Origin of the sequence: Aeromicrobium sp. Root495 (assembly GCF_001426755.1) — a bacterium.
Taxonomy (GTDB): domain Bacteria; phylum Actinomycetota; class Actinomycetes; order Propionibacteriales; family Nocardioidaceae; genus Aeromicrobium.
The window spans coordinates 79,331-97,995 of the sequence record NZ_LMFJ01000003.1 but is presented as its reverse complement, the minus strand read 5'-3'; the positions used below and the strand labels follow the sequence as shown (position 1 = coordinate 97,995).

General features: G+C 69.9%; 17 protein-coding genes. 2 read left to right on the top strand and 15 right to left on the bottom strand.

Translation table 11 applies throughout. The features are described from left to right. Positions 1-121: 121 nt before the first annotated feature. The gene (locus ASD11_RS17545; protein WP_056290744.1) at positions 122-1,129 is read left to right on the top strand and encodes a diiron oxygenase; all 1,008 of its coding nucleotides are present in this window, start codon (positions 122-124) and stop codon (positions 1,127-1,129) included. 12 nt (positions 1,130-1,141) lie between these two features. Here ASD11_RS17545 and asnB read toward each other — a convergent pair whose 3' ends face one another. The 10 genes from asnB to ASD11_RS17495 all read right to left on the bottom strand — a co-directional run bounded on the left by asnB (position 1,142) and on the right by ASD11_RS17495 (position 13,025). After that, a complete protein-coding gene (gene asnB, locus ASD11_RS17540) occupies positions 1,142-3,313 on the bottom strand; it encodes an asparagine synthase (glutamine-hydrolyzing) (RefSeq protein ID WP_056290742.1) in 2,172 nt (723 codons plus the stop codon). Positions 3,314-3,578: 265 nt separating this feature from the next. Further along, positions 3,579-4,502 (bottom strand): ArsR/SmtB family transcription factor, encoded by a 924-nt coding sequence (locus tag ASD11_RS17535; protein ID WP_056290739.1) that lies wholly within the window; start codon positions 4,500-4,502, stop codon positions 3,579-3,581. A gap of 49 nt (positions 4,503-4,551) precedes the next feature. Continuing rightward, entirely contained in the window at positions 4,552-5,577 is a 1,026-nt protein-coding gene (locus ASD11_RS17530; protein ID WP_056290736.1) for a pyruvate kinase, read from the bottom strand. Then, positions 5,574-6,401 (bottom strand): hypothetical protein, encoded by an 828-nt coding sequence (locus ASD11_RS17525; protein WP_056290733.1) that lies wholly within the window; start codon positions 6,399-6,401, stop codon positions 5,574-5,576. Before ASD11_RS17525 ends, ASD11_RS17530 begins: the two co-directional genes overlap by 4 nt. 16 nt (positions 6,402-6,417) lie before the next feature. Next, on the bottom strand, positions 6,418-7,605 hold the full coding sequence (locus ASD11_RS17520) for an acyl-CoA dehydrogenase family protein (RefSeq protein WP_056290730.1): 1,188 nt from the start codon (positions 7,603-7,605) through the stop codon (positions 6,418-6,420). A gap of 18 nt (positions 7,606-7,623) precedes the next feature. Beyond that, positions 7,624-8,619, bottom strand: a complete 996-nt coding sequence (locus ASD11_RS17515) for an aspartate/ornithine carbamoyltransferase family protein (protein WP_235503404.1) — start codon at positions 8,617-8,619, stop codon at positions 7,624-7,626. A 10-nt stretch (positions 8,620-8,629) separates the two neighbouring features. Further along, the gene (locus ASD11_RS17510) at positions 8,630-9,952 is read right to left on the bottom strand and encodes an FAD-binding oxidoreductase (protein WP_056290726.1); all 1,323 of its coding nucleotides are present in this window, start codon (positions 9,950-9,952) and stop codon (positions 8,630-8,632) included. A gap of 202 nt (positions 9,953-10,154) precedes the next feature. Next, positions 10,155-10,436 (bottom strand): PqqD family protein, encoded by a 282-nt coding sequence (locus ASD11_RS17505; RefSeq protein ID WP_056290724.1) that lies wholly within the window; start codon positions 10,434-10,436, stop codon positions 10,155-10,157. Next, positions 10,433-11,212 carry a nucleotidyltransferase domain-containing protein gene (locus tag ASD11_RS17500; protein ID WP_056290721.1) on the bottom strand — a complete coding sequence of 260 codons (780 nt, stop codon included), beginning with the start codon at positions 11,210-11,212 and terminating at the stop codon, positions 10,433-10,435. The genes ASD11_RS17505 and ASD11_RS17500 overlap by 4 nt, the downstream gene beginning before the upstream one ends. Before the next feature lie 31 nt (positions 11,213-11,243). Then, positions 11,244-13,025 (bottom strand): FAD-dependent oxidoreductase, encoded by a 1,782-nt coding sequence (locus ASD11_RS17495; RefSeq protein ID WP_056290719.1) that lies wholly within the window; start codon positions 13,023-13,025, stop codon positions 11,244-11,246. A 122-nt stretch (positions 13,026-13,147) separates the two neighbouring features. Between ASD11_RS17495 and ASD11_RS17490 the strand changes: the two genes are divergently transcribed. Further along, positions 13,148-13,801 (top strand): O-methyltransferase, encoded by a 654-nt coding sequence (locus tag ASD11_RS17490; protein WP_056290716.1) that lies wholly within the window; start codon positions 13,148-13,150, stop codon positions 13,799-13,801. Positions 13,802-13,823: 22 nt separating this feature from the next. On the opposite strand, the gene ASD11_RS17485 is transcribed toward ASD11_RS17490, so the two are convergent. The 5 genes from ASD11_RS17485 to ASD11_RS17465 all read right to left on the bottom strand — a co-directional run bounded on the left by ASD11_RS17485 (position 13,824) and on the right by ASD11_RS17465 (position 18,578). Then, the gene (locus ASD11_RS17485) at positions 13,824-15,164 is read right to left on the bottom strand and encodes a flavin-containing monooxygenase (protein ID WP_056290714.1); all 1,341 of its coding nucleotides are present in this window, start codon (positions 15,162-15,164) and stop codon (positions 13,824-13,826) included. Continuing rightward, complete coding sequence (locus tag ASD11_RS18425; RefSeq protein ID WP_162246516.1) at positions 15,161-15,829, bottom strand: hypothetical protein; 669 nt, start codon at positions 15,827-15,829, stop codon at positions 15,161-15,163. Before ASD11_RS18425 ends, ASD11_RS17485 begins: the two co-directional genes overlap by 4 nt. Continuing rightward, on the bottom strand, positions 15,823-16,875 hold the full coding sequence (locus ASD11_RS17475) for a pyruvate kinase (protein ID WP_082554553.1): 1,053 nt from the start codon (positions 16,873-16,875) through the stop codon (positions 15,823-15,825). Before ASD11_RS17475 ends, ASD11_RS18425 begins: the two co-directional genes overlap by 7 nt. Next, positions 16,872-17,885, bottom strand: coding sequence for a phosphotransferase (locus ASD11_RS17470; RefSeq protein WP_082554552.1), 1,014 nt, complete (start codon positions 17,883-17,885; stop codon positions 16,872-16,874). Before ASD11_RS17470 ends, ASD11_RS17475 begins: the two co-directional genes overlap by 4 nt. 150 nt (positions 17,886-18,035) lie before the next feature. Then, entirely contained in the window at positions 18,036-18,578 is a 543-nt protein-coding gene (locus tag ASD11_RS17465) for a GNAT family N-acetyltransferase (RefSeq protein WP_056290704.1), read from the bottom strand. Positions 18,579-18,665: the final 87 nt, after the last annotated feature.

Below are 18,665 nucleotides of genomic sequence, written 5' to 3'. Positions count from 1 at the left end.
GACGGCGGGGCCACAACCTGGACGCGCCCCTCCTCGACGGATTCGTGCCACGCCGAATTCGTGGTGGCTCCGGGACACGCCGACTAGTCTTCCTGGAGATGCCTGCCGGGGGGAGTGCACTGTGAGCTACGAGGACGCGGCCCGCGCCGACCTCGTCAAGACGCATGCCGAGCACCGCGCGGTCGCCGAGGCCAGGGCCCAGGAGTACCAGAGCCGCTTCGAGCACTGGGAGGACCGAGCGAGCGTCCGCCGCAAGCCGCTCCGCCGGATGCGCCCGGACGCCTCGCCCTATCTCTACTTCCCGCCCGAGCTGATGCCCGTGGCCGACCACCCCCTGGTCCTCTCCGTCGGTCCGCAGGCGAGGGAGCAGCTGCTGCTCCAGAGGTTGTACGACTACCTCGACTTCACCACGGAGCTCGAGTCGCTCGCCGTCATCCCCATCGGGCAGAAGCTCAGCCGTGGCCGCGCCGGGTTCAGCCTTCCCCCGGCGATGCGGGCCGACGCGTTCGCCATCGTGACCGACGAGGCGTGGCACGCTCAGTTCTCCTACGACTTCGTGCAGCATCTCGAGGCAGAGACCGGCGTTCAGCGAGCCCACACCACGCCGGCCCCCACCTTCGCCCTGCAGCTCGACCGGGTGCGGGACCGCCTGCCGGACCGCGTCCAGGGCGTCGAGGGCGTCCTGTTCGCCATCGTCAGCGAGACCCTCATCTCCGGCATCCTGGCCGGGCTGCCCAACGACCGGCGGCTGCCCCCTGCGGTCCGCGAGCTGGTTCGCGACCACGCCGAGGACGAGGGGCGACATCACGCCTACTTCCGACAGCTGTTGCGCTACCTCTGGCCCGCTCTCTCGATCGAGGACCGGGCGGCGGTCGGACCGTGGCTGCCGGAGATCATCCGGATCTTCCTGTCGCCCGACTTCGACCAGATCACCCATCACGTGGCGTCGCTGGGCCTCATGCCGGACGCCGTGGCCCAGGTGATGGCGGAGTCGCTGCCGGCGGACAAGGTCCGTACCGACATCCGGACGGGGTCGCGGTCCACCGTGCGCTACTTCGCCGAGGCGGGCGTGCTCGACGACCCGGCCACCCACGCTGCCTTCGAGGACGCCGGGCTGCTGCCCGACTGACGTCCTTCGTGCTCACACGAGCAGGACGGCTCCGTCACTGATCAGCTGGCGCACGTCGTCGCGGATCGTCTCGGGCTCGAGTCCGGCCGTGGCACAGATCTGCTTGATCGAGCTGGTCGAGCCCTCGAGGGCACGCAGCAGCACCAAGGTCTCGCTGTCGCCTTCCAGCTCGTACTCGATCGAGCCGTCGACGGCCAGGAACCAGGTCCCGTCCTCGGGGCGGGAGAGCAGCAGCACCCGGGGGCTGAGGCCGATGGACCGGTCGTCGGTCAGGGCGAGCGGACCGTTGAGCTCCAGCTCGCGCGTCGAGCTGTCCACCGCATCGCTGGCTCGCGCCATGACCTGGACCGGAGCCGCGTCGATCATGGGCGGGGGCGGCTCCTCGGCCATGCCCGACAGGAGCCCCATGTTGACGAGGCGGAGGACGATCTCGACCTGGGGTGACGACGTGGGCTGAGCCGCCAGCTCCGCGACCGCTGCGTGCAGGGCGTCGCCGTCCAGCATCTGCGCAGCCTGCGGGCCGTCGAGGGCGCGCTCGATCAGCGCCCCACCGTCCTGCTCCAACATGCTCAGGAAGGTTCGATACGTGTGGTGGACACCGGCGCCGTAGAAGAACGGGCCCTTGGGACGGTCGACCATGTCCTGCGGGAGGAAGGGGCTCGTGGCCCGACGCAGGATGGTCTTGTCCCAGAGCAGCTCCGGCCTGAGGTCGAGCGGAAGACGCGACGTGAAGTCCACCAACCGGTGGTCGAGGAACGGCACCCGTGCCTCGATCCCGCTGCCGGCTGCCGTGCGGTCCTCATGCCAGACGTTGTACTGCTGAACCTTCCGATGCTCCCAGGCGACGTACTCCGCGTAGGTATCGTCCACGTCGCCGCCGAGCCCGAGGGCACCGTCGCGCAGGAAGGGGGCATTCTCGCCGTCCCACCAATGCTGGCGCGTGGGGTGGGTCCTACCGCGTCGGGCCAGCTGCGAGACGCTCGAGCCGAAGGCGGACCAGCCCCCGCCGGAAGCCATGTCGAAGCTGTAGCCGGCCGTGAACTCGTCGGCCGCGGCGCCCAGGAGCATCCCACGCAGCTGGGGCCTGGCCTGTCGGGCGTATCGGTGCAGCTGCCACTTGTAGTAGACCTCGGGACCACACATGGGGGTCTCGCTGAGCCACAGGACCTGCTGCCACTCATCGGGCGTCGGCACGGCCTCGGCCGGGAACAGCACCTGGTGGTTGGGGCTGTCGAAGTGGGCGGCGATCGAGGCGGCACTGTCGGCGTCGCCGTTGAGCCGGGTGCTCGCGTTGAGCGCGGTGAACGTGTGCAGCCCCGGGGTGACCCGCGAGGCCAGGGCCAGGACGGCCGCCGAGTCGAGGCCGCCGGACAAGAAGAGTCCCAGCTCGGTGTCGGCCGTGGCACACGCCTCGACGGCGTCGACCAGAAGGTCTCGGTACTGCTCGACGGCATCGTCGGCACTGAGGCTGCCGGACTCGTCGGGGCCGGGCAGCTCCCAGTAGCGGTGCGAGGATCGGGTGCCGTCGACCAGGTCGATGGTCATCACGGTGGCGGCGGGGATGGACTCGATGCCACAGAAGAACGTGGTGAGCTCGAAGTCGTTGGTGCGCGTGGCGGCGGCGACGCTCGGATGGGTCAGCGCAGCGTCCCAGTCGAAGAGGCGAGGCGTGGCGGGATCGCTGAACAGAGCCTTGATCTCAGAGGCGAAGACGAGCCGGTCCTCGTTCTGGTGGAAGAACAACGGCTTGATGCCGAAGCGGTCCTTGGCGAAGATGATCTGCCGCTCGCGGCGGTCCCACAGCACGACGGAGATCATGCCGACGACGTCCTCCAGGAACCGCAGGCCGCGCTCCCGGTAGAGGTAGAGCAGCACCTCGCAGTCAGAGTCGGTGCGGTACCGAGGCCGGTCCCGGAGCGTGGCCGTCAGCTCCCGATGGTTGTAGACCTCGCCGTTGGCGATGAGGACGTAGCGCTCGTCGTCGCTGACGAGCGGCTGCGACCCCAGCTCCGGTGCGACCAGCGACAGCCGGGCGAACGCCATGCCGACGTTGTCCAGCTCGAGGATGTCGGACTCATCCGGCCCGCGGTGCGCCACCGCGCGACTCAAGGTGTTCAGCAGAGCACGGTCGGAGTCGACGAGGGTCGTCGTCCCGATGCGGCAGATGCCTGAGAGCCCGCACATGAGGTTCCTTTCCGAGAAATGAGGCGCCACCCCGCTCTCGCGGCGTGGCGCCTCATCGTTCCAGCACCTGGTCTCAGGTGTGGGCGCGAAGGATCGTGCCCTGCGTGACCGGAGCAGCGGCCGGCTTGGTGTACTTCTTCATGGTGTCACCCCCAGTTTCCGTCAAACGGTTCACCGCCCCCGATGAGTGGTGATGGGTCGAGACTAGGCAGAGGTCGCACCGGATGCCACACATTCGGCATGGGCCGAATCTCTGCGCCGCACCTCACGCCAGACGGCGCAGCAGCTCGAATCCATCGGCCGTGAGCTGGTAGAGGACACGCCGTCCTTCGCGGCCCTTGGCGATGACGCCCGCCTCCGCCAAGGAGCTCAGGTGCTGCGACACCGTGCTGGGAGCGAGCGCCAGCCGAGCCGACAGCTCGGTCGTGGTGGACGGCTCCACGAGGGTGCGCAGCACGGTGGCACGCCCGGACCCGATCAGGATGGCGAGACGGTCAGGTCGCGATCCTCCGGTCGGCGTGGTCGAGCACAGCGGCAGCGATCCGGCCCCTCGCGCCGGAAAGGTGAGGAGGGCGCCACACCGGTCGTCCACCGTGAGCAGGTGCGCCCCCCGCGTGAAGGCCGTCGGACCGACGGTGAGGCCCGACGCCACGAAGTCGCCCTGGGGGATCGAGACTGCCGTGGGGATGCTCAGCACGGGCGAAGCCCACCTCAGCCTGCTCTCCAACGTGTGGAGAAGTTCTTCGCCGTGACCGTGGGCGAGGACCTGCTGACAGCGCTGGGCCTCGGCGTCGAGCAGCCGCCTGAGCTCCGGCCACACCGGCGCGATGGCGACCTCGTGCAGCGTGACGACAGCATCGATGAAGTCTCCCCGACCGAGCTCGAGTTCCGCCGCGGCCGGGCCCACCGCTGCCAGGGCGCTGTCGAGGTCTGTTGCAGCGACCGCCTCGGCCGGCGCCAGGCTCGACGGGATGGGCGGGTCCTGCAGGTGTGCGCCGACCTGCACGAGCTGGCGCCACCGACGGGCCCCCACCTGGCTACGGGTCCGACGCGCCCACCGGGTGTGAGGTGGCGGGGCTTCGTCGCCGTGCCGCCCCAGCAACGCCAGCGCCTCGATCGTCTGGACGAAGGGGCTGACGACGACGGTCGTGCCTCGGAGAGCCTCTTCATCCAACCTGAGGGAGATCATGACGCGCGTCCCCCTGCCCGCGGCCGGGACGTCGCGTCGAACAGCTGACTCATCCGGCGAACATCGGACGCAACGGCGTCCCCCCGTACCGGGAGACGAGAGCCGCGAGCGTGGAGATGGCACGCTCCGGGGACGATGCGATCGTCGTCTCCGTGGCCAGCATGAAGCCCTCCACGCCCTGCTCCACCAAGGAGGAGATGTAGGCCAGCTCCGACCGGTGCGGCAACCAGGAGTGGGCCAGGCTCGAGAGGAGCTGAGTGCCGACGATCAGCGGCCTGCCCTCGTCCTTGCACGCCCGGACCACCTCGACGCACGCCGCGTGGAACTCGAGCTCGCCGGTCTCCAGCAGCAGGTCTCCCCGACCGAGCAGCACGCCGTCGGCGGCACGGGCGATCTCACGGGCCGCCGCCACGCCGGCTGCCGTCTCGATCTTGGCGATGACCGCACCGGCCGTCCCACCGCCGGCGACCATGAGACCCCGGGCCCGCTCGACCGTGGCCGACGACTCGACGAACGACACGATCGCGCCGGTGAACGGGGAGCTGCTCAGCGCCGACAGGGCGGTCTCGTCGTCAGGGGTCAGAGCCACGTGCGGCTGGGGCACCCCCGCCACGGCGATCCCCTTGCGCGGCCCCACGACACCACGCGTCAGAGGAACGACGTCGCAGTGCTGAGGGGTGGCCGCCACCACGCGGCCCGCGTCCTCCCCGTCTCCCCAGACCACGACGTCGCCCACCTGGACACGGCGGCCGAACAAGGAGTCGGAGACGCGGACCTCACGACGCCCGGCCGAGGGCTCCACGTCGTAGAGGAGGCGGACCGAGTCGGCCGACCCGAGGTCGAGGGGCTCGTCGCTCGTCAGCCGCGTCTTGGTTCCCGGCAGGTCGATCCAGAGGTCGACGGCGACCCCGGCCCGCGCAGCCGCTGCCGAGGCGTCGCGAGCCATCTCGAGGAGCTCGGCGAGCTCGAACTTAGACGCCGAGAACCGGAACGAGGTGGCGCCTGCGCCGATGGCGTCGTACAGCTGTCCGACCTCGCGCATCGCAGGTCCCACGGTGGCGACCAGGCTGGTCACCGCTCCACCGCGAGGCTCAGCACCCGGAGACCCGGGATGCGCTCGACGATGTCGCGCCGCACCTCGTCGGCCAGCTCGAGAGCGGCCCGGACCTCGGCCTCCTCGTCGACGTCGTGCCAGACGCACAGCGCCTTCACGAGACGGTCCACGAGGTCGTGACCCAGCACCTCCTGATGACGTCGCGCGAGGCGCAGGTGCCAGCGTCGGTGCGGATTGGTCTCGCCGATCGAGGCCAGCAGGGCGGCCAGCAGGTCCTGGAGCGACTCGCGCAGCATCCACTGCGCCGACTCCAGGTGCTGGTCCACGAGCTGCTGCTCGACGTTCTCGCGGCGGTCGAGGTGTCGCAGCAGGTGGGTCGAGGCCAGATAGGTGGGCAGCTGGTCCACGTACAGCGCCTCACGCCAGGCCTGCGCGATCGACTCGTGGGCGATCGTGATCCCGTTGCGGACCTCGTGCAGGAGCACGTGGGTGGGGTGGTCGAGCGACGGGATGTTGGCCCACGCCGACGGCTCCACCATGGCCTCGGCGAAGTGCATCACCACGTCGCGAACCGGGGCGAGCTCCTGCGTGCTGCAGAAGCGCACCGTGACGGACTGGCCCGATGCCAGGACGTAAGAGCCCGAGCGAAGCCCGGCCACGGACGCCGCGACGCTCTTGGCCGGCGCGCCCGGTCCGATGAGGAGGAGATCGAGGTGGGTCGAGCTGCTGGCGAGTCCGCTCACCACCGATCCCACGGCCAGCAAGGTGTCGGAGGTGCGGATCGCGTCCGCGAGGCCGGCGAGGTCGGACCTCAGGCTCAGGCGCAGGTCGTCATCAGTCGTCACGGGGTTGCCTCGGTCCTCAGATGAACGGAGTGGTCGGCTCGTTGCCGGTCAGGAGCTGACCGGCCCACTGCTGGATCTTGCGCTGTCCGACCACGTGCTCGCAGGCCGTGACCATGTCGCGCATGTTGCGGTCCAGCGGGGTCTTGTGCCGATAGATGGACTCACCACCGACCAGGTCGTAGAGGGTCAGGGTGACCTCGCGCGCCGTGCGGAACGCGTTGAAGCGAGCCAGGGCGGCGTTGGCCCGCTCGTGCGGCGTCATGGGCTCGTCCGCCTCGAGCCTGCTCCACTGGGCCTCGACCGTCGCGAAGACGTACGAGCGGGCCGCCGAGAGTCGCATCTCGCACTCGGCCAGCACAGTCTGGACACTCGCCGACCTCCGCCAGGTCGTGGACCCGTCGGTCTTGGAGTCGAGCAGACCGTGCACGTAGTCGATGGACCCTCGCATGACCCCCAGCGGAACGCCCGACATCTTGCGCAGGATGACATCGCTGCGCCGGTAGAGCGGAGTGTCCAGCACGGGCTCGGCGAACGAGACCGAGTGCTCACGCGGGACGTCGATCCCTGTGGTCGTGTAGTCCCGGCTTCCCGTGCCGGCCAGGCCGGTGGTGTGCCACGTGTCGACGATCTCGTACTGCGAAGGGTCGGCCAGCATGACGCGCCACACCGGAGTGCCGCGCGCGTCGAGGAGCGGCTCCCCGTCGCGGTAGACGGTGCACCCCGCTGCCATGACGTCGGCGTGGGTGCACCCGGACCCGAAACGCCAGTGGCCCTCGACCCGGTAGTGGTCGCCCTCCTCATGTGCCCGCCCCATGGGAGGCACCCAGCCGGCCGTGACCATGTCGAGACGCGGGAAGATCTCAGCGGCGACGCCGGGCTGGAGGTGGGCCGCATAGACCCCGGAGTCCATGCCGATCATGGCGCACCAACCCACCGACGCATCGACGACCGACAGCTGCTCGATGAGCTCGACCTGCTCCATCGAGGACAGCTCCGGCCCGCCCATCGACGCGGGCATGGTGGCCCGGAAGATCCCCGTCTCCCTCAGCTCGGCGACGAGCGTCGCCGGGAGGTGTCGGCCCGCGTCGATCTCCTCGCGAGAGGCGGCGATCCGGGGTGCCAGCGAGCGCACCCGGTCACCGATCTCGGCGAACCCGAGCGGCTCGACGACGACTTCGTGCTGGGCTGCTTCGTGGACGTGCATCAGCAATCCTCCTGGAGTTCAGCTCGGTCGGGAGTACGGACCTGCCCCGCACACGTAGGTCAGCGCTGCCATCCGCATCTGCAGCGAGTCGCGGACCTGGTCGAAGAACAGGCCGTTGGGCAGGTCGTCGACATCGGGGTGCATCTCGTCGCTGCGAGGACCCGGATGCATGATCAGGGCCCGCGAGCCGGTGGCTCGGATCTTCTGGGCGGTGACCCTGTACTGCTCGGGAGTCACGTTCTCGCCCTTGGACAAGGACCGAGGGTCCGACTCCAGGCCAGGGATCGAGACCGGCATCATCTCGATCGCATCGGCCTCGGCCAGCATGTCGCGCACGTCGGAGCAGAACTCGTAGGGAACCTTCGCGGCCTTGAGCGTGGCCACGATGTCGGCCGGCACCGTGCAGTGGGTGATCCCCATCGACCCACCGATCCGCAGCGGCGCGCTGGGCGGCACGAGGAGCAGGATCTTGGCGACCCCCAGCAGGGCCAGGATCTGGATGAGGGAGCGGTGGACCCTGGTGCCGGGGTCGCCGACGATGCCGACCACAGCACCCTCGACCGATCCGAGCCGGTTGGCCATGGTCCATGCGTCGCTCAGCGCCTGGGTGGGGTGCTCGTTGGTCCCGTCACCTCCGTTGATGACCGGGACGGAGGAGACGGCTGCTGCGTGTCGGGCCGCCCCGGAGACGAAGTGCCGCAGGACGATCATGTCCCCCAGCTCGGCGATGACCCGGATGGTGTCCTCGAGCGACTCGCCGATGTAGTCGACCGAGCGCGTGGTGGAGGGATCGGAGAACCCGCTCACGGTGGCGCCCAGCTTGAGGCCCGCGGACTCGAAGCCGATCCTGGTGCGGGTGCTGGGCTGGAAGAACAGGACGGTCAACAGGCGTCCGCGAAGGATCCGGCTGCGGTCCTCCGGTGCCATGGCGCCCAAGGCGGTGGCGGCCTCGAAGATCGACGTGATGGTGGCGACGTCGAGGTCTCGGACGGAGATGAGGTGGCGAGGATGCACCGCGTCGACCTCAGGCATAACGACCCCGCGCCAGGACGCCCTGGGGGTCCAGCGCCTGCTTGATGCGGTCGAGGACCTCCTCCTGGCCGGCGTCGCCCCGGAGCCCGGCTGCATCGTCCATGTGGTCGATGTCGAGCCGGTAGGGCGGGAAGCCGTGCTCCGTGAAGGCGACGTGCAGCTCGTCGAGGAGCAGGTGAGCGACCGCGACGTGCTCCGTCGAGCGTTCGAACCTGATGGACACCACGACGTCGACCCATCCGGAGGGCAGGACGTTCAGGGTGTGCCCGACCACGATCTGGCCGAAGCGGGCCGACGCGACCTGGATGATGTCGACCACCTCGACCAGGGCCGAGGGCGCGAGCGGGGCGACCGGGACGCAGAACAGCCATCCGTCGCGGCCTCGGACGTCGACCTCGTCGAGCGGGGTGTCGAAGATGGCTCGCACCATGGCGTCGTTGGCCGAAGGGTCGCCGGCGTACCCGCGCAGGGCAGCCTGCTCGGCCACCGATCCGACGGGCTGGTCGGGGTCGAGGACGTCGACCTCCTCGAAGGTGCCTTCGGCCGTGGCCTCCTGCTCGATCAGCTCCGTGATGACCGCGACCACTGCGGCTCGTCCGGCCACGGGCAGGTAGACCTGATAGGTCGGTGGGCTGTCCCCGCCATAGGCCGTCACGGCCGACGTGTCGAACACCTTGATGACTCCCGCCACGAGTCGATCGGCGTGCCAACCCTTGAGATGCGTGAGGGCGGCCTCGAGGTGGTCGCGCGTGAAGCGCAGACGGACCACCCTCAGCTCCTCGGTGTCGGGGATCAGTCGCACGACCGCCGCCGTCACCACAGCCAGGCTCGACTGCGCGAAGAGCTGGACCGTGCCCGGGCCAGGCACGTGGTCGTACGGCGTGGTGCGGGCACCTTCGCGCGGCCAGCGACCCACCTTGGCGACGGTGCCGTCGGCGAGGACCACCTCGAGCCCAATGACGTCCTCGGACCGTTGGCGACGCAGCCCGACCCCCCGCTCGAGGATGTTGCCGACGACGCTCGTGGCGGAGGCCGAGGCCGTGACGTTGAGGAGGAACCCCGATCCGACCAGCTCCTGGGCGAGCCGTCCCTGACTGACCCCTGGCTCCACGACGCAGACACCGGCGTCGGTGTCGAGGACCCGGATGGCGTCGAGGCGTCGGAGGTCCATGACGAGCGCGCCGTCGGTCACCGGCTCCGCCGATCCGAAGCCCCAGTTCTTGCCGGAGCTGATGGCGTGGACATGCAGACCCGCCGGGTCGTCCGCCACCTCTTGCACCAGGCGACTCACCTCGGCGACCGACGTCGGCTCCACGCGGGCACGAGCATCCCGCACCCGAAAACCACCACTGTTGGATCGGGGCGGCTCGGTGGCTCGGTCCGCCACCAGGTCGTTCCCTCCGGCGTCCGCGGTCGTCGGCGCGTCCATGTGCCCCCCGATCAGGACCCCCCGAGGGTCACGTCGATCACATCGTCTGTATCAGAATACGCGCCGGCTCCTCGGGCCGCCGGGGTGTCTACCAGGCGACGATGCCCTGTGCGCCGAGATCGCCGAGGAACGACGTGGTGTCCTCCAGGGCCTCGGTCTCGTCGAGACCGTACTCGAGCACCAGCGCCTGCGAGACGTCGGTGACGGTGCGCCGTCCGTCGAGCGTGCTGAACAACAGCCGGGCCGAGTCCGTCAGGTGGAGCGCCTGGTCGGCGACACCGATCACGAGGTCGCCGGAGACCTTGCGGATCTTGATCCCGAGCACGCGGCGCGGGACGTCCTGCGGGCCCGGTCGCCCCAGGGCGGTCATCGGGTCTCCACCGTCATAGCGATGTCTTGGCAGAGGGTGAGCACTGCGGTGATCCACGGCGCCGGGTCTGAGGGGTCGAGGCCGCGCATGGTCTCGTACGCCCAGTAGTCATCGAAGGCAAGGACGGACGGCTCGGCGATGCGGTACTTGTGCGGACGCCACTTGGGCATGTGGCTGCCGTACTCGCCATGGCTCTCGAGGAGCGCGTCGATCGTGTGCCCGAAGGCCAGGCGTGCCGAGATGGTCGCGCTCTCCGCGTTCCCCGCCTCAAGCTGGCCCAACGCGTCCTCCACCGCACCGTCGGCCGCCTCCAACGACCTGGCCACGACGAACGAGCGGAACGCGGAGTCATGGAACTGCTGGCGCCGGGCTGCGAGCCAGTCCTGGCCCAGGAGAGGCAGGCAGTCACTCACGCGGGCGAGTGACACCTCCTCTCGTGGCGTGAGCACGCCGCCGGCCATCACGTCGCTGTCGTAGTGGTCCCAGGAGACCTTCGTCAGCATCTGGTCGATCTGCGCGTCGAGCCAGTAGGTGACCTCCCATCGACGAGCGTCCTCGTAGAACATCTCGCTGCGGATGTGAGGGGGATTGAGCGGCATCGAGATTGAACGGCTCGACTCGCTCTCCCGGTCGGACGGCGACACGACGTAGATGTCGAAGTCGCTCCGGCTGTTGTGCCAGCCCCGGGCCGCGGACCCGACGACGAAGGCCGCGAGGACGTCGTCAGGGATCAGGCCGCGCTCACGCAGCGGCCGCAGCCAGTCTTCGGTCTCCATCGCAGCTTCCCCCTGTGGTGTGCGTCCGTCGTCAGCTCGGTGAGGCACTCGGTCGGTGCAGAATGGTCCCCAGCGCCTGGACCAGAAGCGTAGACGCCTCCTGGACGTCGGTCACCGCGCTGTCGTGTCGCCACGCGACCTGCCCGTCAGGGCGGACCAGGAGGGCCCCGGCCTCGTCCATGTGCTGGGTGACACGGGACCAGGTGCCGTAGACGTCGAGCGCCGTGACCCCGATGCGAGCCACGCGGGGCTTCAGACCCAGCACCTCGCCACAGCTCTGCGCCGCGCCGTCCCACACCACCCCTGACAGTCCCGTCATCAGGGTGAAGGCACCCTTCCCGACGAGGTCCAGGGTGGAGATCCGTCGCCCCTCGAGATCGGTGAGCCAGACGTGGGGCAGCTTGGCCCCGGGCCTCGTCGATGCCTGGTGGTAGAGCTCAGAATCGCGAGCCCAGACCTCTGGGCCGTCGTCCGCGGGGATCACGGCGGACGAGGTGTACCGCTGATTCATCTCGACACCATGGGCGCTGAACTCGTCGTGCTTCAGCTCGACGGCTCGCGCGAGGGCGCGGCGACGGGCCGCTCCCGCCGCGTCCGGCACCTGCAAGGCGTCGAGTCCGTCCTCGAGCCGCGCCGAGGCCTTCCCGTCGCCGAGCCCCAGGGCGTTGAAGAGCTGCCCGAAGTCGGAGGCGCTGCGGCTCGCCCGCTCGACGACCTGCTGACCCACCGGCACCCGCTCGGCGTCGTAGGTGTCCAGGAGCCCAGGCCCAGCGACGCCCTTGATCACGGCGGCGAGCTTCCAGGCCAGGTTGTAGCTGTCCTGGGCCGAGGTGTTGGAGCCGAGACCGTTGGCAGGGGAGTGCCGGTGGACCGCGTCGCCGGCACAGAAGACCCGCCCGTCCGAGTACCGGCTCGCACTGCTCTCGTTCACGCTCCAGACCGAGGCCGACTCGATGACGACCTCGATGCCCCGGTCGCCGAGCAGCTCGTGCACGATCGCGCGGGCGGCCGCATCGTCCATGACCGGGCGCTCCCCGGTGATGTCGTAGCCCCAGACCGCCATCCACCGGTTCCACGGACGCACCATGCGGAGGACGCCCATCCCGACCCCGCCGACACCTTCGCCGGGCCGAAGGACCCAGTACAGGACTCCCGGGCGGTGCTCGACGTAACGGCTCAGGTCGGCCGAGAAGACGATGTTGATGCTTCCACCGGTGGCGAGCCGACCCTCGAAGGGCAGGCCGAGCTGTTCCGCCACGCGGCTGGTGGCGCCGTCGGCCCCGATCAGGTAGCGGCACCGGACCAGCTGCTCATCGCCTCGGACACGGTCGCGCACGAGAGCCGTGACGCCCTCGGAGTCCTGCGTGAACGAGAGGAGCTCGGTGTCGAACCGGACGGTGGCCCCACGGCTCGCCGCCGTGCTGACGAGTACCGGCTCCAGGTACGGCTGCGGAAGGTCGAGCATGGCGCAGGGGCTCGACTCCACGTAGTCGCTGAGGCGGGAGTCGTCGGTGCCCCACGCCCTGAGCCTTGCGATCTCGGTGCCCACCAGGCTGGTGCAGAAGACGTTCTCAGCCATCTGGGTCTGCGGCGTCCCCCGTTCCAGGAGCTCTGCCTCCACCCCCAGGTCGCGCATGACCTCCATGGTCCGCTGGTTCGTGATGTGAGCACGCGGACTGTTGGCCACCCAGCCGTACTTGCTGATCATCGTCGTGCTGACGCCGTAGGTGGCCAGCAGCGACGCGGCCGTGGCGCCGGCCGGTCCGCTGCCCACCACCAGGACGTCCGTCTCGATCGGCTCGGGGGTGCTCATGCGCACGCTCCCCGACGCCCTGTTTCAGTGGACCTGAGGCACAATCGATGTCCTGGCCTCACCGCACGGACCGATCCGGCCCGGCCGCGGCGGGCCGTTCGACGCGACCGTGGGGGAACGCAATGAAGCAGAGCGAGCTGTTGATCCCGGCAGAGCTGCACGCCTACATGATGGCGCACAGCATGCCCTCCGACCCGATCCAGGACCAGATCTCCGAGCGCACTGCGCAGTTCGAGGAGGTCGCTCACTGGCAGACCGCTCCGGAGCAGAGCGGCTTCCTGACCCTGCTGGTGCAGATGCTCCAGGCGCGCCGCGTCGTCGAGGTCGGGACCTTCACCGGGATGTCGGCCCTGGCCATCGCCCGGGGACTCAGGCCCGGCGGGGAGCTCATCTGCTGCGACGTCACCGACGACTGGACCGAGATCGCCCAGGACGCCTGGCGGGCCGCCGGCGTGGACCACCTCATCGACCTGCGCATCGCGCCGGCGATCGAGACCCTGCGCTCCCTGCCTGTCGCGGCAGACGTCGACTTCGCCTTCGTCGACGCCGACAAGCCGGCGTACTGGGGCTACTTCGAGGAGCTCGTCGGCCGCATGCGGCCCGGCGGCGTGATGGCCTTCGACAACGTCTTCCGCAGTGGACGTGTCCTTCACCCCAGCAGCGACGTGGACGAGGCGATCATCGACTTCAACGATCGTCTCGCGCGCGACGAGAGGGTGGACGTCATGATGTTGCCCATCGCCGACGGCATGTCCCTCGCACGGGTGCGCGACTGACGGGCTCATCGGGTCGTCGGCCTCACGGCGCAACGTCCCGGCGCAGGCCGTCGTCCGCACTGAGCTCGCGGACGAGTCGGCGCAGCAACGCGGCATACCGATAGAGGTCGACGCGCAGCGGATCGCCGCGGCGCCCGGCTTCAGGCGGTAGGTAGTCGCTCGGACCGTAGGCCGCCAGCACTGCTCGCACCGGCTTCGACGGTCGGCCGTCCCTCGAGCAGGACGCGATGATCTTCGCGATGATGGCGCCCTGGTCGTCGAAGAGCTGCCAGGTGCCCCCGCTCGGCTGGATGTGCCCTGCGTAGAAGACGCCGTCGTGACGCTCGTCCACCAGGTGCAGGTGCATGGTGGTTCCCAGCCCCAACCCTCCGTCGTCGACGCCCACCGATGCATGGAAGCCCGTCGCGTGGACGATGACGTCGACGTCCTCGACCGTCCCGTCGTCGAAGTGCACCTGACGACCGTCAAGACGCGACACGCCGGGCTTGGGCGTCACCGCACCGCTCGCCACCTGGTGCACCAGCTCGGAGTTCAGGACCACCCGGCCCTCCAGCATCCGGCGTGAGGGCCGGGGCAGTCCGAACGACGACGGGTCGCCGAACGCGGCACGACTGATGAACGAGCACACGAGACGCCGGACGCCGGCGGGGAACCTCCATCGCTCCATCGCGGCCAGGATCTCGTCGATCGGCTTTCCCCAGAAGTACTTGGGCAGGTAGTGGTAGCCGTGTCGCAGCGACTGGAAGGTGCGGTCGGCGATCCGGGCCGACTCCACGGCGATGTCGCTCCCGGAGTTCCCGCCGCCCACCACCAGCACGCGCAGACCGGCCAGCATCGCGGGCGTCCGATAGTCCCCGGAGTGGAGCACCGTGCCGTCGAAGGTCCCGGGGTGATCCGGCGAACGTGGGTCCCAGTGATGACCCGTGGCCAGCACGATGCCGCGGTAGAGCCGCTGGGTCCCGTCCGAGAGGACCACCAGCCAGCCGTCGTCGCAACGACGGACCGACGCGACGCCTCGACCGAGCTCCAGGTTCGGGGTGATGCGGAAGTGGTCGGCGTAGGCCACCAGGTAGGACAGTGCCTCGCGGTGCGTCGGGTAGTCACGCCAGTCCGCCGGCATGGCGAAGCCGCGGAACTCGATGAGCCGACGTGAGGAGATCATGGTGGTGGAGGCATAGACCGTGCTGCCCGGCTCCCCGTAGCGCCAGACGCCTCCCGGGCTGTCGTGGCGATCCACGACGTCGTACGGGATGTCGGCATCGCCCAGGTTCTTCGCTGTGGCCAGTCCTGCCGGCCCCGCTCCCACGACGCACCACCGGTCGCTGCGATCCTCGACTCCGGGACCTCGTCCCGGCGTGGTCACGGCGCACCTCGATCGGCGGCGTCGAACTCGGCCAGCACAGCCCGAGCCAGCTCGCGGGGAGCTCGGCCCTCGGAGCTCACGACGCGTCCTTGGCCGCTCGCGACCAGATGCTCGCAGAACACCCTGTCCAGCTCGATGACCTCGTCGAGGTGCCGCACCAGGAAGGCATTGATCGCGTGCTTCGGGCCACGCTCCGCGGCCCGAAGACGTCGCGTCTCCGGTGAGCACGTCACCCAGACCTGCAGGGTGAAGCGTGGGGCGCTCCGCTCGATCCAGTCGTCTCCGAGGAAGCCCCGACCGGGCGTCATCTGGCGGTTGAAGCAGTGCTGCGTGAGCCAGTAGCGATCCTGCACGTGGATCCGGTCCCTCGACGGTCGGGCGGGCAACCGCGCCGCGTCGATCATGAGCTGGGCCGAGCGAACACTGTTGAACTGGCTCCAGAGATCGGGATCGTCGAAGGCGCGGTCGTGGCGCTCCGCGAAGATGGCCACCTGGTCGCTGTGCAGACGTGCGACGAGGTCGTCATCGGTCATGGTGCCGTGGGCTCGGGAGACAGGGTGCCCTCGCTCCTCCAGCGCGCTCCCCAGGGCCTCGGCCAAGGCGGTCTTGCCGCTGTACTCCAGTCCGTCGAGCGCCACCCCACGGGTGAGTGAAGCCGTCACCACGACCGCTCCACGCGTCCGAGGAGCGGAGCACGCGACGCGGTCGAGTACCGCCCACGCAAGGCGTCGAGCAGCTCGACGGCGCGCGCCGGCTCGCGGCTCGCGGCTGTCTCCTCCGCCAGCATCAAGCCGGAGACGCCCCGACTCATCGCGTCACACACGAACGACAGCTCGGACCGGTGTGGGAGCCAGCCGTCCTGCAGCGAGGTGAGCAGCTGCGTCCCGACGACGACCGGGCACGGCAGCTCGCCGATGCGCGCCAGCACCCCGTCGACCAGCTGATGCAGGTCCAGCACGCCGGAGTCGAGCAGCAGGTCACCCCTGCCGATCAGGATGGCGTCGGAGGCCTCGGCGACCGCGTCGAGGGCCAGGATGCCCGCGCGGCTCTCGATCTTGGCCACGAGTCGGCGGGGCGTGCCCTCGACCACAGGTCCCAGCGCTCGTCGCGCCGTCATCATGGTCTCGGCGGACTCGACGAAGGAGATCACCGCCGCGTCGAACGGCGAGGAGGGCAGCAGGCGAAGGGCCGCCAGGTCGCGCTCGGTGAGCGACTCGTTGCGCACGCTCTCGTTGGGCCAGGCGAGCCCGCGGCGTGGCCCCATCGTCCCGGTCGTCAGCGGGCGCACCCGCCAGCCATCGGTCAGCACCTCGACCACCTCGAGGGCGTCCTCCCCGTCACCCACCAGGAGGACATCGCCTCGTTCCAGGCGCGCGCTGGGGCCGAGGCCGGTGACGCCGATCCGCGGCCCTCCCGGTGACGCTCCCTGGGGCGCCGGATCGCGGAGGAGGTCGAGCGTGGAGACCGCCCCCAGGTCGAGGAGCTCCGTGTTCGCCAGGCGTGGCTTGGAACCAGGGAGGTCGAGCACGAGCTCGGGATCGAGGGACATCGACGCCGCTGTCGCCCTGACCTGGATCGCCTGAGCCGCCAGGTCCTCCACCGAGCTCTTGGATGCGGTGAAACGCAGCACGTCGGCGCCGGCCAGCAGCACCGCGCGCCAATCGTCGGCTGTCGCCGTCCCTGGCCCGAGAGTGGCCACGATCAGGGTCATGTCAGCCGTGGGGCGACGAGGTCGCTGAGGCCGAGGACCTCCGCCGCGCGGGCCGTCTCAGGACTCGCGAGACGGGCGAGGCCGCCAGAGGCGAAGGCCAGGCTCAGGCGGAACACGGACCAGCCCAGCTCCTCGCCCTCGGGTCGGGCGAAGACGAACGGCTCGCCGACCTCGTCGTCCCTCCAGGAGGACATCCGCGATCGAAGATGCTCGGGAACGATGGACAGCGCGCTGATCCCGTAGCGAAGCAGCACGAGGCATGACAGCAGCTGCAGGCGGGCGGTCTCCTCGGCGCTGGCCTCACGTCCGAAGTACTGCTCCAGGAAGGCCGTCCGAGCCGGTCCCGTGATGTCGAGCGAGAGGAACACCGTGGCGACGTCGAACAGGGGGTCGCCGTGCCCGAGGTGGTCGAAGTCGATCAGCCAGGCTCGCGAGTCGTCGAACAGGACGTTGCCCGGGTTGAGGTCGTTGTGGCAGAGCGCGTCGGGCACCTGAAGCGACCTCAGCGCCGCTCGAACGCGGTCGAAGCTCGCGACCGCCTCGCCGTACAGGCCCAGACGGGGGGTCTGCGAGACGAGGCTGAGAGTGACGTCGTTGGCAGCGTCGCGGCGCGCCACGTGGAGCCGTGCATCGTGGTCCCACTCGATCCCGTGCAGCTGCCTCAGCACCTGCGCCAGCGAGACGGCTTGCTCGACCGACGCCGGGCGTGACGGCTCACCGTCGACCTGCTCCATCACGAGCATCCCGGCGTCGACGTCGCTCACGAGCACGGCCGGACCGATCCCTCGGTCGCCGAGCAACGCTGCGGCCGCGAACTCGGTGGCGACGACGTCTGACTCTGCCAGGTCAGGCCTGATCAGTCGGACGACACAGCGCTGGCCGGACCCTGGCCAGGACACCGCGAAGGTGGAGGCCCAAGGCGTCGGGGTCTCCGGGAAGGCGCGTATCTCGACGCCCTCACCACCCCCCACGCGCTCGACAGCCGCGGTCAACCGGTCGTCAGAAGTCACACGTCCCCCTTGGTCGCCTCTCGGCCGGAGACCCCCACACGGATCAGATCGATGCGATCCACCGACCGCATGAGCCGCTGACGGTGCAGCCTCCCGACCCGGCCAACGTACAACAGCCGCTGCCTGACAGACCTTCGCGAGCGGGGGCGGCTAGAGGCGCGGTCGCGGCTCGGGACCGCTGATCCAGTAGCGCCGCTTCCGGCCGCGAGCCGTGTCACGGACGTCCTCCAGGACGCCCCCGTTGCGCTCGATCGTGCGAGCCGAGGCCTCGTTCCCCTCGTCGCAGGTCACCAGGACGCTCGGCAGGCCGAGCGACCAGGCGTGGGGAAGGGTCTCGCGCAGGGCCCAGGTGGCCACGCCGCGCCCGCGAGCACTGGGGCGGACGCTGTACCCGACGTGTCCCACGCCGTCGATCATCGCCGGGGTCAGCTCGTGACGTAGCTCGATGACCCCGAGGTACTCGCTCTCCTCGACGATCCACCAGCGGGTGGAGGGCACCTGACCGGATCCCGGTCTCGTCTCGCCGTCGGCCTCACGGCGGAGACGGTCGAGCCAGCTCGAGAACCCCTCGGGCGTCTCGACGAGGTCGTCGGGGCGCAGCCCCGAACCGTCCTGGTGGCCCGTGGGCCACTCGGCTCGCGCTCGGAGCCAGGAGGCGTGCAGGTCCACGGACGGCGGGAGGAGCGCGAGCATGGGATCGACGCTAGCAACCTCCTCGATCGATGGACCTCGCCCGGGACGCGACGGCGAGCGCGAGCTCCTGCGCGGCCGGGCTGGCGT